We start from the raw sequence: 19,516 nt of genomic DNA, 5'->3' as shown, positions 1-19,516 counted from the left end.
ACTGTATCCAGATGACAGTTCAGACATTGAAATACTTTGCTTCCGGGTGGTGCAGGACAAAAGCGTCCGTGGACTGCTCTGGATGCAGCTGCAGTTCCTCGGACAATTCGACGCCGATTCGCTCGGGTTCGAGCAACGCCACCAACTTGGCACGATCCTCGAGGTCCGGGCACGCGCCGTATCCGAACGAGTAACGAGCGCCGCGGTACTCGAGATCGAAGTAGCCGGCAACCTCGGTCGGGTCCTGCTCCGCGACGGTATGCCCCTCGGGAAGCACAAGCTCTTCACGAACGCGTCGATGCCAGTACTCGGCCAGAGATTCCGTGAGTTGGACGCCGATTCCGTGAACTTCGAGGTAATCACGGTACGAGTTCGACGCGAACAACTCGTTGGCGAAGTCCGCGATCGGCTGACCCATCGTCACCAACTGGAACGGAAGAACGTCCACCTGGCCGGTCGCTTCTGCTTCCTTACGCGAGCGCACGAAGTCAGCGATGCACAGGAAACGGTCGCGGTGCTGACGCGGGTAGGTGAACCGGAACCGTTCAGGTGCATCCGGTTTCGGTTCGGTGAGCACGATGACGTCGTCGCCCTCCGAGATCGCCGGGAAGTAGCCGTACACAACCGCGGCGTGCGCGAGGATGCCCTCGGACGTCAGCCGATCGAGCCAGTACCGGAGCCGCGGACGGCCTTCCGACTCGACCAGTTCCTCGTACGTCGGACCGTCGCCCTTGCGCTGACCGCGAAGGCCCCACTGGCCGAGGAAGAGAGCGCGCTCGTCGAGCAGCCCCGAGTACTCGGACAGAGAGATTCCCTTGACGATGCGCGAGCCCCAGAACGGCGGTGTCGGCACCGCAATGTCGGTAGCGACATCGGAACGCTCCGGCAGGACGACGGGAACCGCTGCAGCTTTACGCTTTTCGGCGATGCGCTTGGAACGCTCGTGACGAGCCTTACGCTCGGCAGCCTTCTCGCGAGCAGCGATGGCCTCCGGGCTGTCCGGCGCCGGGCCGCCGCCGCGCTTGGTCGTCATGATCTGGTCCATCAAGTTCAGACCCTCGAAAGCATCGCGGGCATAGCTGACGTCGCCCTCGTACACCTCCTGCAGATCGTTCTCGACGTACGAACGCGTCAGCGCGGCACCACCCAGCAAAACCGGGAACTGTTCCGAGACACCGCGAGAGTTCAGTTCCTTGAGGTTGTCCTTCATGACCACTGTCGACTTCACGAGCAGTCCGGACATGCCGATGACATCGGCCTTGTGCTCGATCGCAGCATCGAGAATGGTCGCGATGGGCTGCTTGATGCCGAGGTTCACGACGTCGTAACCGTTGTTACTCAAGATGATGTCGACAAGGTTCTTGCCGATATCGTGGACGTCGCCCTTGACCGTCGCAATGACGAGGCGACCCTTGCCGTCGTCGTCCGTCGCTTCCATGTGCGGCTCGAGGAACGCAACTGCTGCCTTCATGACCTCGGCGGACTGCAGAACGAACGGCAACTGCATCTGTCCGGAACCGAACAGTTCACCGACGGTCTTCATGCCCGAAAGCAGTGTCTCGTTGATGATTTCGATCGGGGACTTGACCGTCATCGCTTCGGTGAGATCGTCGTCGAGGCCGTTGCGCTCGCCGTCGACGATGCGACGCTCGAGCCGGTCGAACAACGGAAGTCCGGCGAGTTCCTGCGCACGGGACTCGCGCGCCGACGCAGCCGAGACACCCTCGAACAGAGCCATCAGCTTCTGCAGCGGGTCGTAGCCCTCGCTACGACGGTCGTAGACCAGGTCGAGTGCGGTTTCACGCTGCTCGTCCGGAATTCGCGCCATCGGCAGAATCTTGGACGCGTGAACGATCGCCGTGTCCAGACCGGCCTCGGTGCACTCGTGCAGGAACACCGAGTTGAGGACCTGCCGTGCCGCCGGGTTCAAACCGAACGAAATGTTCGAGATACCCAGGGTGAAGTGCAGTTCCGGGTACGCAGCCTTGAGCTGACGGATCGCTTCGATGGTCTCGATGCCGTCGCGTCGCACCTCTTCCTGACCGGTGGAGATGGGGAAGGTCAAGGCGTCGACGATGATGTCGGACTCGGCGAGTCCCCAGTTTCCCTTGATGTCCTCGATCAGACGCTTGGCGATGGCGACCTTGGTCTCGGCGGTGCGAGCCTGGCCCTCTTCGTCGATGGTCAGGGCGACGACCGCCGCGCCGTGCTCCTTGACCAACGTCATGATCTTGTGAAAACGCGATTCGGGGCCGGCGCCGTCCTCGTAGTTGACGGAGTTGACAGCGCAGCGGCCACCGAGGTGTTCGAGACCGGCCTGCAGCACGGCAGGCTCGGTGGAGTCGAGCATGATCGGCAGCGTCGAGGACGTCGCCAGACGGCTGGCCAGTTCCGACATGTCGGCGGCACCGTCGCGGCCCACGTAGTCGACGTTGAGGTCGAGCATGTGTGCGCCGTCGCGGGTCTGGTCCTTGGCGATGTCCAGGCACTTCTGGTAGTCCGCGGAGAGCATCGCCTCGCGGAAAGCCTTGGAGCCGTTGGAGTTCGTGCGTTCACCGATCATCAGGATGCTGGCGTCCTGCTCGAACGGCACCGCCGAGTACAGCGAAGAGGTGCTCGGCTCGTGGATCGGGGTGCGCTGGGCCTTCTCGACCTGACGGACCGCGTCGGCGACCGCGCTGATGTGCTCGGGTGTCGTACCGCAGCAGCCACCGACGAGGCCGAGTCCGAACTCGGAGACGAAACCACTGAGGGCTTCGGCCAATTCGTCGGCAGTCAGCGGATACTCGGCGCCCTTGGGGCCGAGCTGCGGCAGACCGGCATTGGGCATGACCGACACCGGCAGCGTCGAGTACTTGGACAGATGACGGAGATGTTCGCTCATCTCGGCCGGCCCGGTGGCACAGTTCAGGCCGATCATGTCGATACCGAGTGGCTCGAGTGCCGTCAGCGCCGCACCGATCTCACTGCCCAGGAGCATCGTTCCAGTTGTCTCTACCGTCACGTGCGTGATGATCGGCAACCGCAGTCCGAGTTGCTCCATCGCGCGCTGACTGCCGAGAATGGCCGCCTTCACCTGAAGCAGGTCCTGGCAGGTTTCGACGAGGATGGCGTCGGCGCCACCGTCGATCATGCCGAGCGCAGCTTCGGTGTACGCGTCACGAAGGACTGCGTACGGTGCGTGTCCGAGGCTGGGGAGCTTGGTTCCCGGTCCCATCGAGCCGAGTACGAATCGGGCCATGCCGTCGCGGCCTGGTCCCATCTCGTCCGCTACTTCACGGGCGAGAGCAGTGCCTTTTTCCGCGAGTTCGCGGATCCGGTGAGAGATGTCGTAGTCGGCGAGGTTGGGCAGGTTGCAACCGAAGGTGTTGGTCTCGACGGCATCGGCACCAGCGGCGAAGTACGCACGGTGGATGTCTTTGAGCACGTCGGGACGGGTGTCGTTGAGGATCTCATTGCACCCCTCGAGGCCGAGGAAGTCGTCCAGGGTGAGGTCCGCGGCCTGCAACATGGTGCCCATCGCTCCGTCGCCGATGACAACGCGCTGTTTCAGCGCATCAAGCAGGGCAGAGTTAAATGGGGCAGACATGCCGCCTGCCGTGGCCTTCGAGGAAACAGCGGCGATGGGATTTCTGGCCTCGAATCGGTTCAATGCACTTACCTCACGGGTTGGTTGTCGTCGACACGAGATAGTGCCGCAGACTGCACTCATCGAAAGCTCAAGGCGCAGTTCGGCAATTAGATCGTGGTCGCATGACGAAAGGAGAAAGAACGGCGGTCGGGAATCAGTGTCCGAAGCAGAACGCCTGGTCGATAGCGCGGATTGCATTGGCATTGCTCGGCAACACACACGAGGACCCCAGTGCTTCGAGAGAATGTCGAGCAACCGGGATGAACGAGGGTCCGGCCGAACACAATGATCGAAAGACAACTGGATTGAATCCGTTCTCTAGAACACCGACTTGGTGCAATGTGCCCCCATGCACATCCGAAACCACCGCTGGGAGACTCGGCAGTATGGACAGGGGTTTGCAATCAACGGCGCACGATGCAAGAGATGTGGATCTGCGACTGGTCGCTGCACCGGTTGAAGGACCGCTGGAAGGCCGCAGCGTCACCAGAACCAGGGGAGTGGGGAGATTTCGAGCAGGATCTATCGGTGAGATGCCCCTTTGTGTGCTCACCCCAAGCCCGAGATCAACAGCAGCAGACCGAATCCCGCAGCTGCGATCAGCCCGCCGAACTTGGGGTTGTTCTCGGCGGCCTCGGGCAGCATGGTCTCCGCAACCAAGGACAGTAGTGTTCCAGCTCCAAATGCTTGCAGAAGGAGGACAGCGTCGTCTGTGAGCAGCGATGACGCAGCGTATCCGGCGGCGGTTAGACAGATGGTGGCAACGGCGACGCTACTCCACAGCGCGAGGATCCAATGTCGAGACCGACCGGCTCTCGACATCCCATTCGAAGCCGACATCGCCTCGGGCAGATTGCCGATGGCAATGGCTGCGATCAGCGCGAGTTCCACGCCCCTGCTGTGTAGTGTCACACCGAGTACTAATGCCTCGGGCACGGCGTCGAGAGCGGTCCCGATGGCGATGGGCGCGCCAGTGGCGGGGCCCACCGTCGCAGTGGTCTTCAATTTCGTTAGGCATTCTCCGCAGCGCTTGCGGTCGCGGGCTCCGCGCGTGGCCAACCATGCGTTGATGGCGCTGAAGGTTGCTGCGCCGCCCAAGAGAGCCGTGACTCCACTCCAGGGGTGGGTTGCAACGGCCTCTGCGGCGAGCTCCACTGCAGCGGCCGCCAGTATTAACCCCGCTCCCAAGGCAGTGACTCTAGCTATCGTTCCGTGACCGAACCGGCCGGACATGCCGAGCATTGCGCCGATGAGCAAACCACTCACGCTGAGCGCCGCCCAGCCGATTACCGAGCCGTAGTCACTCACCACCATCACCACCGCGAGACCGCGTCTGGGTCCCGGGCCATGGTGTCTGGACCGGGGCACCGATCACCATCTGCCTCACCATCCGTGCTTCCTGTCCCGAGTAGGTCCAGCGCGCAGCTGAGGGCTGCGCGCTGGCGAAGCTGTCCTCATTCACGAGGGTCGCCAGGCTCTTCCTTAAGGGCATCAATAAGGTAGCGTGGGTCGAAATGAAAATCTGCATAGACGACTTTGTCGTTGGGGTCTATGACGGTGAACCACGGCGTACCCCCTGATCGGTAATCTTCCATGAATGTGGGGTTTCTCTGCCCCGGCGCGGGCAGATCGTGTCCGAAGGGTATTGCCAGCGAGTACTTTTCTTGGTTGATCCGCAGCTTGTCGAAGGTGTTGACGTCCGCACCCTCGAACACGGTTTGAATGGCTGCGAAACCAACCCCTCGGCGGGCGAGATTGTCGTGGAGGACCTGGAGAGTTGGGAAGCCTTGTGAATGACATCCTGGGCACCAGTCCTGGAAGCAGAAGATCACCCGGTAGCCCGTTCCCAGGTCGGCGAGGCGAAGTGGTGTGGCCAGCGGCGTGCCCGCGGAGTCTATCCAGTCCGCGACCCTGAGGTCAGCAGCCTGATGGTGTAGTAGGCCCGAATGCACAGGGAGCTCCTTGAGATCGATGGTGTGTTGTGAGTTATCAAGCGGTTCGGATTTGTCAGCACGCGGATCCAGGCAGTCGAGCTACACGGATGTGCCGGATCTTGGTGAATTGTGAACACTCGCGCCGTGGCCCGGTAGACAGCGCAGGATTGAGTCGGAGCAGGTGAGGTTCGTCCTAGGCTCTGCGACACGAGGTCCTCGATGTGCAGTGTCCGTAGACCACGTCAGTCGCGGGGACATCAGGTGAAGACTTCGCGGTGAGGATTCCAGTGGCCACCTCGCCGTCGACCTCAGGCGGCCGCGTTGTTGTTGCATGCGCGTCTCCTCAACTGCCAAAGCGCTCGGTACGGATGTCGGATGGGGTGAACCCGCGGTCGACGAGCAACTGTGCGGCGTGTTCGACGAACCCAGTGGGACCACACACGTACACGCGGGTCGCTCCTACGGTGCCTCCATGGGCGGGAGTCGGCAAGTCCTCGATGCGGAGCCGGCCTGGTTCCCTTGTGTCATCAGGCAGCCCGGCGCGGGTATAGAGGCGTGTGATGGGGATATCAGGGTGCGCTTGCGCCAGTTGGTGCAATTCGCCGGTGTAGATAACGTGGTCGGGAGTTCGCGCGGAGTAGATCAAGCGGAACGGCGAGTCCGAGTCAGAGTGCGTGCGCTCGCGCAGCATCGCCATGAGTGGGACCACTCCTGAACCACCTCCGAGCAGCAACACGGGGCCCCGAAGCCGCGCTGTCCACTGGAACCATCCGCCGAGAGGACCCCGAACCTCGAGTCGGTCGCCGGGCAGCATCGTCTCGGTGAGGTACGTCGATACCTCGCCGCCCGAAACGCGTTGCACAGTGAGCTCGAACTGGTCCGGGCCGGAGCGGGAGGCGACCGAGTAGCTACGCTGCGCGGTATAACCGTCTTCGGCAGTGAGCCGGACATCGACGTGCTGGCCCGCTGCGTGTCCCGACCACCCAGGTACCTCGAAAACGAGCGTGCGGGCGAGATGTGTTTCCATCCGGGTGGCCTGTAGTTGCGCTGGGAGCCACCGGATCGGCCGGCGGCGAAGCGCGGGGCCGGTGTCCGCATGGACCTCTGCTGCGTCCCTCGAGCGCTCAGTCGCCGGCATAGCGCTGCTCTAGCCACGGGTCGCCGTACGCGTGGTACCCGTGGGTTTCCCAGAATCCGGGCTGGTCGTCGCGTCGAAGTTCGATGCCGTTGATCCATTTGGCTGACTTCCACAAGTACAGGTGCGGCACCACGAGGCGGGCAGGGCCGCCGTGGGGAGGTTTAAGGTCAGTACCTTCGTATTTGTAGGCGATCCACGCGTCGCGGTCGACGAGGTCACCCATGGGTAGGTTCGTCGTATAGCCGCCGTAACATCGGATGAGTGCGTACTCGGCTTCGTCCGCCAACTTGCCGAGCAGCGCGTTCACTCTGACCCCACGCCACGTTGTATCAAGCCTGCTCCACTTGGTCACGCAATGAATGTCGACCGTGAAATCTTCGCTGGGCGCGCGCATGAGGTCCGGCCAGTTCCAGCGGGTCACCGAACCTTCGAGATCGGTAATATTCAACGCCCACGTAGATCGATCGACCTGAGGTGTCGGCCCTGTAGACAACACCGGGAAGTCGTGCGTCTCGTGTTGCCCCGGCGGGAGGCGCCCGCCGCCACCGTTGCTGTGCCCGGCGCCGAACCCCCTGCTGATCACGCTCATATCCGCTCCTCGGATCTCGTTTGCTTGGTGGATCGTGGGAGAACCTCTCCGAGCTGGTCGAGCAACTCTCAGAGGAAACCTCGTACAGACCACATGACGAAACGTGACTCAATCTGCGTAACCTCCTCCCGCAAGGCGCGACCATATTCGATTGTGGAGAGTCGAAGATTACTGCACTTTGGACCCCTGAGTCCATTCCTTGAGGGTCGCGTTGGGGGTGGCCACCGGCAATCTGAGGGAGGACCGCTCGAAATTGCATCCGCGAGAGCGTCTTACGTCGTTGCCGGCCACGTCTACGGTTTCTGGGAATGCTGCCGTTGCTTCGGGTGCCTGGACGGTGATGGTCCGTGCGGTGTAGGTATCATCACTGATCAATCCTCAGAGCTATCCACGACAGCCCGCCATCCCCATTGTACCGGTTGGTACGCAGCTGGGCTCGCTTTTTACCCGATTCGCTGCATCCGGCTCCTGTTACCGCAAGCTGCCGCTGTTGATCGACTCGTCCATTTGAAACCGCTGGCTACATGCCACGACTACGTAACGCCCGGCAAGGAGGCCCTCCCTATGTCCCACCACTTCGACACCCCCACTGCCCGAGAAGACCCCCGCCTCGACCTGTGTGACTTCTACCTTTTCGCCGGCACCGAGGACACGACGGTGATGGCGATGACCATCAATCCCACTGCCGACGCGGACACGGTCGCACCGTTTCGAGACGAAGCTCTCTATGTCTTCCGAATCGACACCGATGGCGATCGACGCGAGGACGTCGCGATCAAATTTCGCGCCGGCGAAGTCGTCCACGTCTCCACCGATAAGGGTGAGGCTCACGCACAGCGCATCGAAGTTCGCTACGCCACAGGGGAAGACGCCACCAGCGGGGCAGGCGGTGAGGTCATCGCAGTCGGTACGACGGGTTCGACGATCCTGGGCAGCGACGGCGTTCGGGTATTCGCCGGCGTCGTCCAGGACGTCTTCGGTGGCGACGCTGCCGCGCTCGCGAAGTTCCAAGCCGCATTCGCTCGTGGCACCTATGAACCCGAGGCGTTCGACAGCCAGGTGAACTTTTTCGCCGGCAGAACGGTGGGGGCGATTGTCCTGGAGGTGCCCAATTCCATGCTGAGAACGTCAGGCTTGCTGCATGCATGGCCCACCGTCTCCCTGATAGGTCACGCACCCGAACAACAGGTGGCGCGCTGGGGCTTGCCGTTGTTCAGCCACCTTTTTCTCAGCGATGATGAGTTACGTGAGGCTTTCAACCGAAGCGCCACCTCGGCAGATGACTCGGCATTCGTGGCCAGCGCGCAAGCCACCGTGGCGAAGTACGTCGAACTCGCCGGTACATCGGCCGACCCTCAAGCGTACGCCCGCCGAGTCACAGAGATGTTCGGTCCGATGGTGCTTCCCTTCGTTGTCGGCAGCACCGCGTCGTTCGACTACACAGGCTTTAACGGTCGCGCGCTCGCCGACAACGTCATGGACAATATGTTGTCTCTGCTGACCAACTCTCCGCTGGGCACCGGCATCAAGCCCGATCGCACCCAGATCTTGGCGGACTTCCCCTTCTTTTCGCTCCCAATGCCCAGCCAGTAGTAGATACGGATCCACTCACGTCGGTGTACCGCATGGCTATTCGCAGGTGATTCGGAGGTGCAAAAGCCCGTTGGGGTCCCTTCACGTCTCGCCGACGAGGGGATGCCGACTGCCGTTGCGCCGCTGACGGATCAGCGGCAACCCGCACGGATTCGAAATGCTTGTCGATCCGCGCCATTCTTGATGTTACGTGTGGGGCCAGATACGTATTCAGCCGCAAAATGGAGAGTCCGTCGTTCAGGGAAATGGATCACATCTGTAAGGATCGGCGGCTTCGAGAGGAGGGCTTGGCTTCGAGAGAGTTGGCCAGCCTCCGAGACCGTGACCCACCCCAAAGAAGTTTCCCGGGTTCGGTGAAAAACTGCTGGGCATGTATTGGCAACGACGAACCGGACACGTTGCCGGTGACGGCGTTGCTAGAAGTAGCGCTTGAGATCCTGTAGTCGGTCGAAAATGGCTGGTGGGTAGTTGCCGTGTGGTTGGCCACACTGGTTGCATACCGCAAGGGTCAGGCCATCGGAGGTGTCAAGATCTGTGTAAGGGAAAACGCTGTAGAGAAGTACGTGCTTGACAAGTGCTGCGTAAAAATCCTTGTTTATAGGATCGATATCGGAGCTCGCAATCTTGACGAATGCTTGCTTCGCGATCTCTAAAACGCCGAGTATTTCCCTGACGCCATCCTGCTGGAGAAGCCGTTCCGAGTCGTGGAGGTCGATATTCATGCTTTCAATGTCATCAATGAACTGCCGAATAGCTCGACGTCCATGTAACTGCTCAGAGCTCAACTCTTGGGTACTAATTTTCTGGTAGTTGAACTGCTTAATATTTTCGTCCATGAATGCATAGAGTTGATGTAAGTGTGTCGCGACACGTTGCCTTACCTCTTTTTCGGCATCGGCGTCCACCTGTTTTTGCGTAAGTGCGTTGGCGCGCAATTGCGCAGTCAAAGCAAGGAATAACAGAATGATTCCTGCCAATCCTGTAATGGGATTCGAAATTCCACCGATCGTGTCGCCAACCGTTCCGTATTCCTTCAAGTATTCGAAAGGAAGTACTGGGAGGAGTGACAGGGGGACGACGATCGCAAGTAGTGCTCCGATCGTCACGACGACGACGGTCGTCCGCCAGTTTCGTTGGTGGTTATTCATTAGTTCCGTCCAGTCTAGATGGATGTCGTTTTTACGGCTGCACAGACTCCCAAATCGGGTTGGAAGAGTCGAGTTAGCCGAGAGTGTCCCAATCTGGGCTGACAAAGATTATTGCGCTAAGCATCGAGGAAAATCCGCGGGCGGCACGTATTCTTTACATGGCGGTCGGGATTTTTCTGGTCATTTCGAACCTGGAGTTTGAGATAATGCGATGAAATCGCTCGTTGAGATCGACTCGCACAGAGGTATGCTTTGGTTCACCGTTATCGCCCCTGCAAACGTAATTATATACTGTAGAGCCTAGATGGCTCGCCGTTTCTTCGACACAGTCGAGCCCGCTGAGGCTGGCGGCGGCCGTACGGCAATCGTTCAGGCAAGTAGACAAATTCGCAGTCAAGGTGAATCGGTAGAAGGAAGTTGCCCCATGGCTTGACGGGCCATATCGGTCCCCTTCTTCTCGATCTGTGTTCAAGGCAATGCGGAGCTCGTTCACGCCTCCCCGTGAGTAACTATGCACGCTGTGAGGGTCTCGATCGAATTGGTGCGCTTCGGTTTCGGTCGAACTCGGGTGCCGCGCGGTTGCTGTCTTTGCAGACTCGCTCGTCTCCATACCTACGCCGCACCCTGACGGCTGTGGTCACCTATACTTGCAACGCTGGGGCTGGATCGCGCATCAGCAGTACCCCCTTATGCCGGGATGTTCAGAATCAATCAAAGCGTCAGATCCACGTGGCGGCATGTTTTTTACGTCACGCACTCGGTCAGCGTTTCAGCTGCGACGGTAGCTGGGAGTCGATCGACGAAATCTTTCCAGTTGAATGCGTCGGCTCAGCGTAGCTTCTGGTTTGCCGCACGTGTAGTCGTCCTGCTTTCGGTTGCGCCGGGGGCACTTTCGAGATCAGGAGTTGATCGTATGACTGTTAGCTATGCAGTTACCAATCCGCGTACCGGGGATGTTGTTTCGACGTATCCCACTGCTACTGCGGAGGATGTGGAGAATGCTCTCGCTGCGACGAGTGCCGCGTATCGCGGATGGTCGAAGTCGTCGACGGTGGCCGAGCGCGCGGCGTTGATGTGGAATGTGGCGAATCTGTTCATCGAACGCAAGGATGAGCTTGCTGCGATTGTGGTCAGGGAGATGGGAAAGTCTCTGGTGGAGGCGGTTGAGGAATGCGAGCTGTCGGCTTGGATCTGTGACTACTACGCCAGCAATGCGGAGCGTTTTCTGGCTGATGAAGAGATCGAGATTCGGGATGGTGAGGGGTCGGCCTGTATTCGGAGGTCGGCTGTGGGGTCGTTGCTGGGGATCATGCCGTGGAATTTGCCGTTTTACCAGGTGGCCCGCTTTGCGGGACCGAACTTGGTTTTGGGTAACACGATCATCCTCAAGCATGCGCCGCAATGCCCTGAGTCCTCGGCGGCTCTTGCAGAGTTGTTCGTCGATGCCGGGTTCCCGGTGGGTGCTTATGTGAACCTGTATGCGACCAACGAGCAGGTGGCACAGATCATTGCGGACCCACGCAACCAGGGGGTGTCGGTGACGGGGTCTGAGCGTGCAGGCTCTGCGGTCGCCGAGATCGCCGGGCGTAATTTGAAGAAGGTTGTTCTCGAGTTGGGTGGGTCGGATCCGTTTATCCTGCTCAGTACCGATGACATGGATGCTGCAGCTGGGGCGGCGGCCGGGGCGCGGGCAACCAATACCGGCCAGATCTGCAACGCGGGTAAGCGCTTCATCGTCGCTGAGGGGTTGTACGACGAATTTGTTCCGGCCTTTTCCGACAAGCTTTACGCGACTTCTAGATCCACGCCGCTGGTTTCTGTCCAGGCTGCCGAGATCCTTGCGGATCAGGTGGCGCAGGCGGTCGCTGCCGGCGCGACGTACACCGCAGCAGATGCGGGGGGCGTCGATGGTGCGTTTCATCCGGCGGGGATCCTCACTGACGTCGCGCCTGACAATCCGGTCTACAGCCAGGAGTTGTTCGGGCCGGTGGCCATGGTCTTCAAGGTCGGATCGGAGGAGGAAGCGGTACGGCTGGCAAATGATTCTCCGTTTGGGCTCGGCTCGTACGTGTTCACGACTGATCCAGTCCAGGCGCAGCGGGTGGCTGACCAGCTCGAGGTGGGCATGGTTTTCGTCAACGGGGTGGGTGTCGATGCTCCTGAGTTGCCGTTCGGTGGGATCAAACGCTCTGGGTTCGGTCGCGAGCTCGGCCGTTACGGGGTTGAGGAGTTCGTCAACAAGAAGCTTGTCCGGGTGGTTTCCTGACCATTCGAGTTTTCCGCCCTCGAACAGAAAGCGATTTTTCCAGTCACGGGATCCTCGAAGTTGGGACGCGCCCTGAAGCGAGTCCTCTGCACATCTACGGGGCGCACTCCAGTGAGCGGAAATCTTGTGTCAGCGATGCGTCCTGGATCACGACTTCGATTGAAGTACCAGAGATGAACGAGCGGGGAGCTGGGGGTGTGGTGCGGCAGATGGCGATAAGGGGAGCCGACGACGGAACGAATCCGCGACTGCTTCAATCACGGCCCAGGCGCTGAATGTTAGCTATGTACTAGGCTTTCGGGGGGGACGCTCAGCCGGACCCAACTTCGCTCAGCGCGAAGGCTGGTTTCTGTAGGTCTGTGCTCTGCGGAACTCTCGAGAGTGCCGCTACTCGGCCCAGACAAGCTGATTGCAGCCCGGTCGGCCAGTTCTTGTTGTATCTCATCCTCTTCGAGGAATCCCAGCGATCCTTCCGTGTGTATGAGCTCATCGCGTCAGTTGAACAACCAGAGCGAGGACATGGAATGGTGTCGTCTTCTACCGGTGATGAAGGCTTGACGTGGGTGGATGATTTGGTGTGTCCGCATTGTGGTCACCGCCTTGGTGTCTTCGATGAGCCTTGTCCGGGTCGTGGTGAGCGATGGGCTGCCAAGATCGCCGATATGGTGGGGACCTGGTGGTTTCTGGCGGGCTTGGTGACGGTGATCGTCAGCTGGTTGGCGGTCAATTTTGTCCTGCGCCCGTTCGAGCCGCATCCGGCGACCATGCTCACAGGGCTCGGCGCCATTTTGGCGACGGTGGCTGCGTTGCAGGGGCCTTTGATCCTGCTGTCCCAGCGCCGGGCTGCGGCTCGTGATCGCGGCCGTGCTCGGGAGGCGTTGCGGGTTGCCACCAACACGGAGGCCGACCTGCACGCTATTCGTGGAGTGCTCGTACGTCTGGAAGTTCCCGTGGGCTCTGACAGTTCGATTTCGGTGTCCGATTCAGCGGCACAGTCAAGGAAAGGAACGCAATATGGCGACGACGCATGATTTGATCGTGATTGGTGCCGGGACCGGTAACTACCTGTTCACCCCGGAGTTCGATGGGCTGCGGAGGGCGATCGTGGAACCTTCGCGCTTCGGTGGTACGTGCCTCAATCGTGGTTGCATCCCGACGAAGATGTTCGTGGTGGCGGCCGATGCTGTCCGGTCGGCACAACGTGCTGGAAGGCTGGGAGTGCATGCGCGGGTCGAGTCGGTCGATTGGTCCGAGATCCGCGATCGGATCTTTGGGCGCATCGATCCACTGCACGCCCAAGCGGTGGATTATCGGCGTAAGAACGGCGTCGACGTGTACACCGATCAGGCCCGTTTCGTCGCCCCGGGACGGCTGCAGGTCGGGGAGGTGGAGCTCTCCGCTGAGAAGGTTGTGCTGGCAGCAGGCTCCCGGCCGATCGTGCCTGCCATCCGTGGCCTGGACGAGGTCGAATATCACACGTCGGACACCATCATGCGCATCGACAATCTGCCCTCGTCGTTGTTGATCATCGGCGGCGGCTTCATCGCTGCCGAGATGGGGCACGTGTTCTCCGCTTTCGGTGTCGAGGTCACCATCGTTCACCGCGGTCCGCGTTTGCTCAATGGTGAGGATCAACAGATCGCCGACAGGTTCACCGAGTTGGCTGTGCAGGAGATGACGGTGCATCTGGACGCGGAGGTGGTGCGCGTGGAGCCGAGTGCTTCGGGTGTGGTCGCTACTGTGGAGACCGCGCAGGGGCAGCGCGAGGTCTCCGCCGAGATGCTGCTGGTGGCAGCGGGCCGGCGACCCAACTCCGACCTTCTGGATCTGTCGGCCGCCGGTATCGAACTCGATGAGCATGGTCATGTGGTCACCGATGCGGCCGGGGCGACCACGGCGCCCGGTGTGTGGTCACTGGGCGATCTGGCGAATCATTTCCAGCTCAAGCACTTGGCCAACGCCGAAGCGCGCACGATGGTGCACAATCTTCTCCACGCGTACGATCCGAAGCCGCTGCCGACCGGTTTGGTGCCGCACGCGGTCTTTGCTGATCCCCAGGTCGCGAGTATCGGCGCGACCCAGCAACAGCTCGAGGAAGCTGGGATCGAGTACGTCGTCACTGTTCGGGCGTATGCCGACGCTGCCTACGGGTGGGCGCTCGAGGACACCACAGGTTTCGTGAAGCTGCTTGCCGATCCTCGTGGGCGGACGCTGCTGGGTGCGCACATCATCGGTCCGGATGCGGCGGTTCTGATTCAGCCGCTGATTCAGGCGATGATGACCGGTCAGACGGTTGATCAGATCTCCCGCGAGGTGATGTACATCCACCCGGCGCTCACGGAGGTCGTGGAGCAGGCGTTACTGCAGCTATGAGACATCCGCGGCCCGTCAGCCTGCGGCTGACGGGCCGCGAGCCAGATACCCCGCCCGGCGTCGTCTAGTTCGCGCGACATCAAGTTGTATGCGCGGGGACAGCCCGATATATCCCGGGGTCGGTGTTCCGCAAAGCGGTGGTGACGGTAACGGAATTGGAGGATCGGCCAGCTCTGTGCACCCGCCGAGACTGACAGAGCTAGGCAAGACCGTTCTCGGTCGTGTGCGCGCGCACCAGCGCGATCGCCATCTCGAGCGCTGCCTGCATAGGACGAACGTTGCGGGCTGTCTTGGCGAGAAGATATCCTCCCTGTACGGCAGCCAGAAGCCCGCTCGCCATCGCCCGGGAATCCGCATCCGGTCGCAGGACGTCGCGTCTCTTCAACTCGTCCATCGCATCGACCAGCAGTTGGGTCCATGCCTCGAAGTGGGCGGCAATCGCTCGGCGTGAGTCCTCGTCGTGATCTGCAATCTCATTGGCCAGGGACCCGAGTGGACAACCATACGCTCCGTTCCGAAGCGCGTTGCGTTTGACCAGCTCGTCACGCCACATTTCGAGACCATGCAAAGACTTCACCCTGGCTAGGCGTCGGCGCTGGTGAGTGAGTACGGCGTCGCCACGAGCCTCGATGACCGCCCTGACAAGTGCATCTTTGTCGGCGAAATGATGATAAAGCTGTGACTTCGACGTGGCACTTGCAGCGCGGACGTCAGCAAAGGTTGTGGAGGCCACACCTCGCTCGTACATCAGCTGATCGGCAGCCTCGACAATCCGCGTTCGGGTCGCGGCACCGCGTGCGGTCAAGCGCCGCGCACGTAGCTCACTATCATCCTCACTCACAGACCGAGATTAGCCTGATCGTGTGATCGAGCGATGCAGCGGCCTCCGCGCCCTGATGACCACCGGGTTATAACCCCGGTGGCCATCAGCTGGGACACGAGTCGAGTCCGCTGCAACTGTAGATCGCAGTCATCACTGCTCATGCATTTCGCTCGTCGGAGGTGTCAATCCTTACCTCGGATGATCACTGTGCCGGACGGCGTTCCTGGGTACAAGCCCGACTACCATCGCTGTCACGCATAGATCACGTGTCGAAATAGGTTGCGACAGGAGTCTCCTGTACCGCGTCACCGCTGTCCGCTGACCCAACCGGCGAACACGTCGGAGAACACGTCGGTTTCGCACGCATGCGCCGATTCGGGGTAGGCACATTCGGGGTATCCGGCGACGACGGCGGCAAGTTCGGCATTGCAACACTGCGCCAAGAGGCCGCGCAGGAGGTCCGCGGCCGACCAGCCGGCGATGGATGCTGCTGGGATGCCCTCTTCCTCGTATACCTTCACCAGATCGCCATGCCTCCAGGACAATTCCTCGGCCACCAGTGCATCGCGGTTGAAAGACATGGCGCGGTCGAGTGATCCGCGCAGAAGCGAGTGTGGATCGTCCTCACCGCGCAGCCTGGTCGCGAGGTCGGCCGGTGCCTTCTGCATGACGAACATCCAGGGTTTGCCGTCGGGAAAGACTCCGCCGAAGCCTGCCACGTTGAAGGGGAGGTGGCTACTGAGAAAATCGGTCTCCACGTCGACGTGCTGATCGTCTCCCAGGTGAATGAAGTGACCGGAAGCGATCTCCTCTCCGATCGCCGGCTCGGCCCACGTGTTGTTCCACAGGTCGGTCATCCGACTGCCGTCGGGAAAATCGAGAACCTCGAAGAGGAAACCCATGTCGTCACCACTCTCCGTCGAAGTGGGTGGTTACTCCACCGGTGAGTCGAGAAACTGTTTGCGCCGAGGTCGCGAGGACGACTCGGCTTGTCTCGAAGGTCATCTCGTCGCGTTCGGTGTCCTCCGATTCGGGATCCTCGGCGAGTGAGAAGTCGAGTTCCACCTCTCGATCGGTGCTGGAACAGACCGATATCATCAGCCCGAGTCGTTCGTCGGTGAGCGCCGGAAGCGATTTCTCGGGATGAAAGTCTGCGGCCGCGTGAAAGAAGAACGCCGCCAGCCGTTCGACAAATCCTTCGTCGGTGTGTCTGCTGAGATACTGATTGAATCGATCGGGGCTGAGCAGGCCTACGTCGAAAACGAGTGTGGGTACGTCGGATTCGAAGACAGCGGCAGGAACCGCATGACTGCGAAGGAAGATCGCGGCGCCGCCGTACCCCGGCAACCTGAACCCATCACGCATCTGGTGTACTCCCGTCGCAGAGGTGTCCTTGTCACGCCGGGCCATTGCTCGGACGCGTGCTCTTTGCTGGACGGTAGTCGAGGAAGAATTACCGACTGTGAGGCTTCTCGACGAGTAATTAAGGGTTGCTCAGCTGGCCCGGCGACACAACGAATACCGCGGACCTGACAAGTCCGCGGTCTCCGTTGTGGCTGAATTAGCCGCTACGCCTAACGTCCGAAGGGGCACGCTCGGGCAGTATCCAACCATCACGTGGGAAGTGGCATGTGTAACCATTCGGGTATTTCTCCAGGTAATCCTGGTGCTCGGGCTCGGCAGCCCAGAACGAGTCCGCAGGCTCGATCGCGGTGACAGCCTTCCCCGGCCACAAGCCTGAGGCGTTCACGTCGGCAATCGTGTCGCGAGCTATCTGCTCCTGCTCAGGTGTCAACGGAAAAATTGCTGAACGGTAGCTGGAGCCAGTATCGTTGCCTTGTCGATCCAGTGTCGAGGGGTCATGGACCTGGAAGAAAAAGGCCAAGATGTTCCGATAGGTGGTCTGCGCCGGGTCGAAGAGGATCTCGACGGCCTCCGCGTGGCCTGGGTGATTACGGTAAGTCGGGTAGTCGTTCTGCCCACCGGCGTACCCCACGCGACTGGCGAGCACGCCGGGCTGACGGCGGAGCAGATCCTGCATACCCCAGAAGCAGCCGCCGGCTAGAACGGCCGTCTCTATGCCGGAGACGCGTGTGATCGTTCCAGCGTCCTTGATATCGCCTGGCATACTGTGTCTCCCCTCGTGGTCGGTCTCGAACAGTGAACTGAACTCGCCGTACCCCTCCTTGGCAAGCTGTGAGACTGGGACGAAGCGCAGAGCGGCCGAGTTCATGCAGTAACGCTGGCCGCCGGTAGCCTCAGGGCCGTCGCTGAATACGTGCCCGAGATGGCTGTCGGCACCTGAGGAACGCACCTCGGTGCGAGCCCTGCTCAGTTTCTGATCCGTTTTGGTCGTGACGGCCTCATTGTCGATAGGGGCGGTGAAGCTGGGCCATCCTGTCCGGCTGTCGTACTTGTCCGTGGAGGAGAACAACGGCTGACCCGAAACAACGTCGACATAGATGCCGGCCTCATGGTTGTCCCAGTACGGGTTGCCGAACGCAGGCTCGGTGCCGTCCTCCTGTGTTACTCGGCGCTGAATGTCGGTTAGACGGCTCAATGCCTCAGAGGTCTTACGGTAGTCGTTGGTCACTGGACTCCTCTTCTGTGACGTAAGTGGCTACTCCTGCAGGGATCCGTCATAGCTGCCACTTGTTCTAGAACGGTCTTCTGGGTCCAACTATTCCGGATCTGTTCTGAGATGATGCTGTGATCGAGGCGAGTGTCGCGAATGGAAACACATGTTCGCACGACGGTGCAGTGATCATCTGACTTTCCCTAGTGTAGTTAGCATATGGTTTTCCGGCAACGGAGATTCGACAGCGAGTGCGGAGTGCGTCGACATGGTTAACTTAGACCCACGGAGGAGACTTCGACATGGACCTACGAGTCCATACGAGATCTGACCGGCTGGCCCGAACAACCGCGACGGGCCGCAGTCGATAGAACTCCAGAGACGCGGGGACCTTCGACCATGATGGACGATCAGGCAGCCATCCATCTCTCACGACGGGATGATGTGGAGTCCCGCGCAACTTCGTTCGCAGAGCAGGGGCCAGGTGACATTTTTCGCAACTCATGTGCGTAGGCGTACCGCCTGGCCGAAGTCAGGATGGCCGAAACCGCAGACAGGTTGGACATCGCCATTATGGAGGGAAAGTAAGCGACGCCGAGGTATCGAGGTTCGTTCATCGAAGGCATCTCAGTGCGCCGTAGCGATCAACGGCCTGGCCACGAATGATTGGCGTCGTTGTGTCTGAGGTCAGCGCGGAGGGCTGGATGTCAGGGTCCGAAAATGTCCGGTTCGACAACACGCGGTTCGACCCTGACCTCACACCCTTTCACGAGCTGGCCAAAGAAATGGCAGTACAGTTCGGGTACTCGGCTGAATTGTCGGTGGATCGGAAACTGTTGCAACTCCTCCGTTTGCGTGTGGCGCAACTGAACCCATGCTCCTACTGCCTTATTCTGCACACCCGAATTGCGGCAGAGATTGGCATTTCATCTGCACTGGCCGCGCATCTCATCTCCTGGCGTGAGAGCACGATGTTCTCATCTGCACAGAGAGCGGCTCTCGCGTATTGCGAAGGCCTCACATTGTTTCGTCACCAGCAGTTCTCTGCTGTTCACGACGAGTTGCGGCTCCACTTCACGGAACTCGAGGTCGCGGAGATCGCGGCGGTGATCATTAACATGAATGTGTGGACCCGGCTGAAACTTGCTCAAGGAGCTGTCCCGGTCACGTGAGAGCGATTCGATTCAACTACCTCCGAACCAACCGCGCGGGGCGGAGCTTCTTCCCAACCGAAAATTCGGTGCTGCCGAGGGAAGCGTTCACCTCGTCCCGAGGCGAAAATTGCTGTCGGCGAGCGAATCATTGCGACGTGCACGGCGCGGGCGGAGAGGTTCTCTGTAATGTGCACGGTCTCAAGATTCCTCGAAGCCGAAGGCTGGTTTCGCAACGGTTGAATCCGGCCGTTGATAGTGTCCAAGCAACATGCCAGCGAACATCCCAGCGACG

15 protein-coding genes are annotated in these 19,516 nt (G+C 60.5%); 5 read left to right on the top strand and 10 right to left on the bottom strand.

Going from position 1 to position 19,516, the window contains the following annotated elements; genetic code table 11:
• Nucleotides 1–19: 19 nt before the first annotated feature.
• The 5 genes from metH to ABTX60_RS37280 all read right to left on the bottom strand — a co-directional run bounded on the left by metH (nt 20) and on the right by ABTX60_RS37280 (nt 7,292).
• Nucleotides 20–3,589, bottom strand: a complete 3,570-nt coding sequence (gene metH / locus ABTX60_RS37300; protein ID WP_020907816.1) for a methionine synthase — start codon at nt 3,587–3,589, stop codon at nt 20–22.
• A 591-nt stretch (nt 3,590–4,180) separates the two neighbouring features.
• Complete coding sequence (locus ABTX60_RS37295; protein ID WP_003941070.1) at nt 4,181–4,939, bottom strand: ZIP family metal transporter; 759 nt, start codon at nt 4,937–4,939, stop codon at nt 4,181–4,183.
• A 146-nt stretch (nt 4,940–5,085) separates the two neighbouring features.
• Nucleotides 5,086–5,583 (bottom strand): peroxiredoxin family protein, encoded by a 498-nt coding sequence (locus ABTX60_RS37290; protein WP_003941067.1) that lies wholly within the window; start codon nt 5,581–5,583, stop codon nt 5,086–5,088.
• Nucleotides 5,584–5,908: 325 nt separating this feature from the next.
• Nucleotides 5,909–6,703 carry a ferredoxin reductase gene (locus ABTX60_RS37285; RefSeq protein WP_003941068.1) on the bottom strand — a complete coding sequence of 265 codons (795 nt, stop codon included), beginning with the start codon at nt 6,701–6,703 and terminating at the stop codon, nt 5,909–5,911.
• A complete protein-coding gene (locus ABTX60_RS37280; RefSeq protein WP_037129279.1) occupies nt 6,690–7,292 on the bottom strand; it encodes a molybdopterin-dependent oxidoreductase in 603 nt (200 codons plus the stop codon). The genes ABTX60_RS37285 and ABTX60_RS37280 overlap by 14 nt, the downstream gene beginning before the upstream one ends.
• Nucleotides 7,293–7,856: 564 nt before the next feature.
• Here ABTX60_RS37280 and ABTX60_RS37275 point away from each other — a divergent pair.
• A complete protein-coding gene (locus tag ABTX60_RS37275) occupies nt 7,857–8,885 on the top strand; it encodes a DUF4331 family protein (RefSeq protein ID WP_218680901.1) in 1,029 nt (342 codons plus the stop codon).
• A 416-nt stretch (nt 8,886–9,301) separates the two neighbouring features.
• On the opposite strand, the gene ABTX60_RS37270 is transcribed toward ABTX60_RS37275, so the two are convergent.
• Nucleotides 9,302–9,991, bottom strand: a complete 690-nt coding sequence (locus ABTX60_RS37270) for a hypothetical protein (RefSeq protein ID WP_157770418.1) — start codon at nt 9,989–9,991, stop codon at nt 9,302–9,304.
• Nucleotides 9,992–10,946: 955 nt separating this feature from the next.
• Here ABTX60_RS37270 and ABTX60_RS37265 point away from each other — a divergent pair.
• The 3 genes from ABTX60_RS37265 (at nt 10,947) to ABTX60_RS37255 (ending at nt 14,672) form a co-directional block, all read left to right on the top strand.
• Nucleotides 10,947–12,299, top strand: coding sequence for an aldehyde dehydrogenase family protein (locus ABTX60_RS37265; protein WP_003943779.1), 1,353 nt, complete (start codon nt 10,947–10,949; stop codon nt 12,297–12,299).
• A gap of 476 nt (nt 12,300–12,775) precedes the next feature.
• Nucleotides 12,776–13,330, top strand: a complete 555-nt coding sequence (locus tag ABTX60_RS37260; RefSeq protein WP_352101411.1) for a DUF1003 domain-containing protein — start codon at nt 12,776–12,778, stop codon at nt 13,328–13,330.
• Nucleotides 13,314–14,672 (top strand): mycothione reductase, encoded by a 1,359-nt coding sequence (locus tag ABTX60_RS37255; RefSeq protein ID WP_351646395.1) that lies wholly within the window; start codon nt 13,314–13,316, stop codon nt 14,670–14,672. The genes ABTX60_RS37260 and ABTX60_RS37255 overlap by 17 nt, the downstream gene beginning before the upstream one ends.
• 199 nt (nt 14,673–14,871) lie before the next feature.
• Here the strand turns inward: ABTX60_RS37255 and ABTX60_RS37250 are convergent, their stop codons facing one another.
• From ABTX60_RS37250 to ABTX60_RS37235, 4 genes are all read right to left on the bottom strand, one after another.
• Entirely contained in the window at nt 14,872–15,513 is a 642-nt protein-coding gene (locus ABTX60_RS37250) for a TetR/AcrR family transcriptional regulator (RefSeq protein WP_037131084.1), read from the bottom strand.
• Between the two features lie 287 nt (nt 15,514–15,800).
• Nucleotides 15,801–16,397, bottom strand: a complete 597-nt coding sequence (locus tag ABTX60_RS37245; RefSeq protein WP_352101410.1) for a hypothetical protein — start codon at nt 16,395–16,397, stop codon at nt 15,801–15,803.
• Between the two features lie 4 nt (nt 16,398–16,401).
• A complete protein-coding gene (locus ABTX60_RS37240; RefSeq protein ID WP_352101409.1) occupies nt 16,402–16,860 on the bottom strand; it encodes a hypothetical protein in 459 nt (152 codons plus the stop codon).
• Nucleotides 16,861–17,056: 196 nt separating this feature from the next.
• The gene (locus ABTX60_RS37235) at nt 17,057–18,088 is read right to left on the bottom strand and encodes a bifunctional methionine sulfoxide reductase B/A protein (protein ID WP_003943754.1); all 1,032 of its coding nucleotides are present in this window, start codon (nt 18,086–18,088) and stop codon (nt 17,057–17,059) included.
• Nucleotides 18,089–18,747: 659 nt separating this feature from the next.
• On the opposite strand from ABTX60_RS37235, the gene ABTX60_RS37230 reads away from it, so the two are divergent.
• The gene (locus ABTX60_RS37230) at nt 18,748–19,242 is read left to right on the top strand and encodes a carboxymuconolactone decarboxylase family protein (RefSeq protein ID WP_198402566.1); all 495 of its coding nucleotides are present in this window, start codon (nt 18,748–18,750) and stop codon (nt 19,240–19,242) included.
• Nucleotides 19,243–19,516: the final 274 nt, after the last annotated feature.

It is taken from the genome of Streptomyces sp. NPDC126510 (assembly GCF_040302345.1).
Classification (GTDB): domain Bacteria; phylum Actinomycetota; class Actinomycetes; order Streptomycetales; family Streptomycetaceae; genus Streptomyces.
This window is presented reverse-complemented; position numbering and strand designations above follow the sequence as displayed.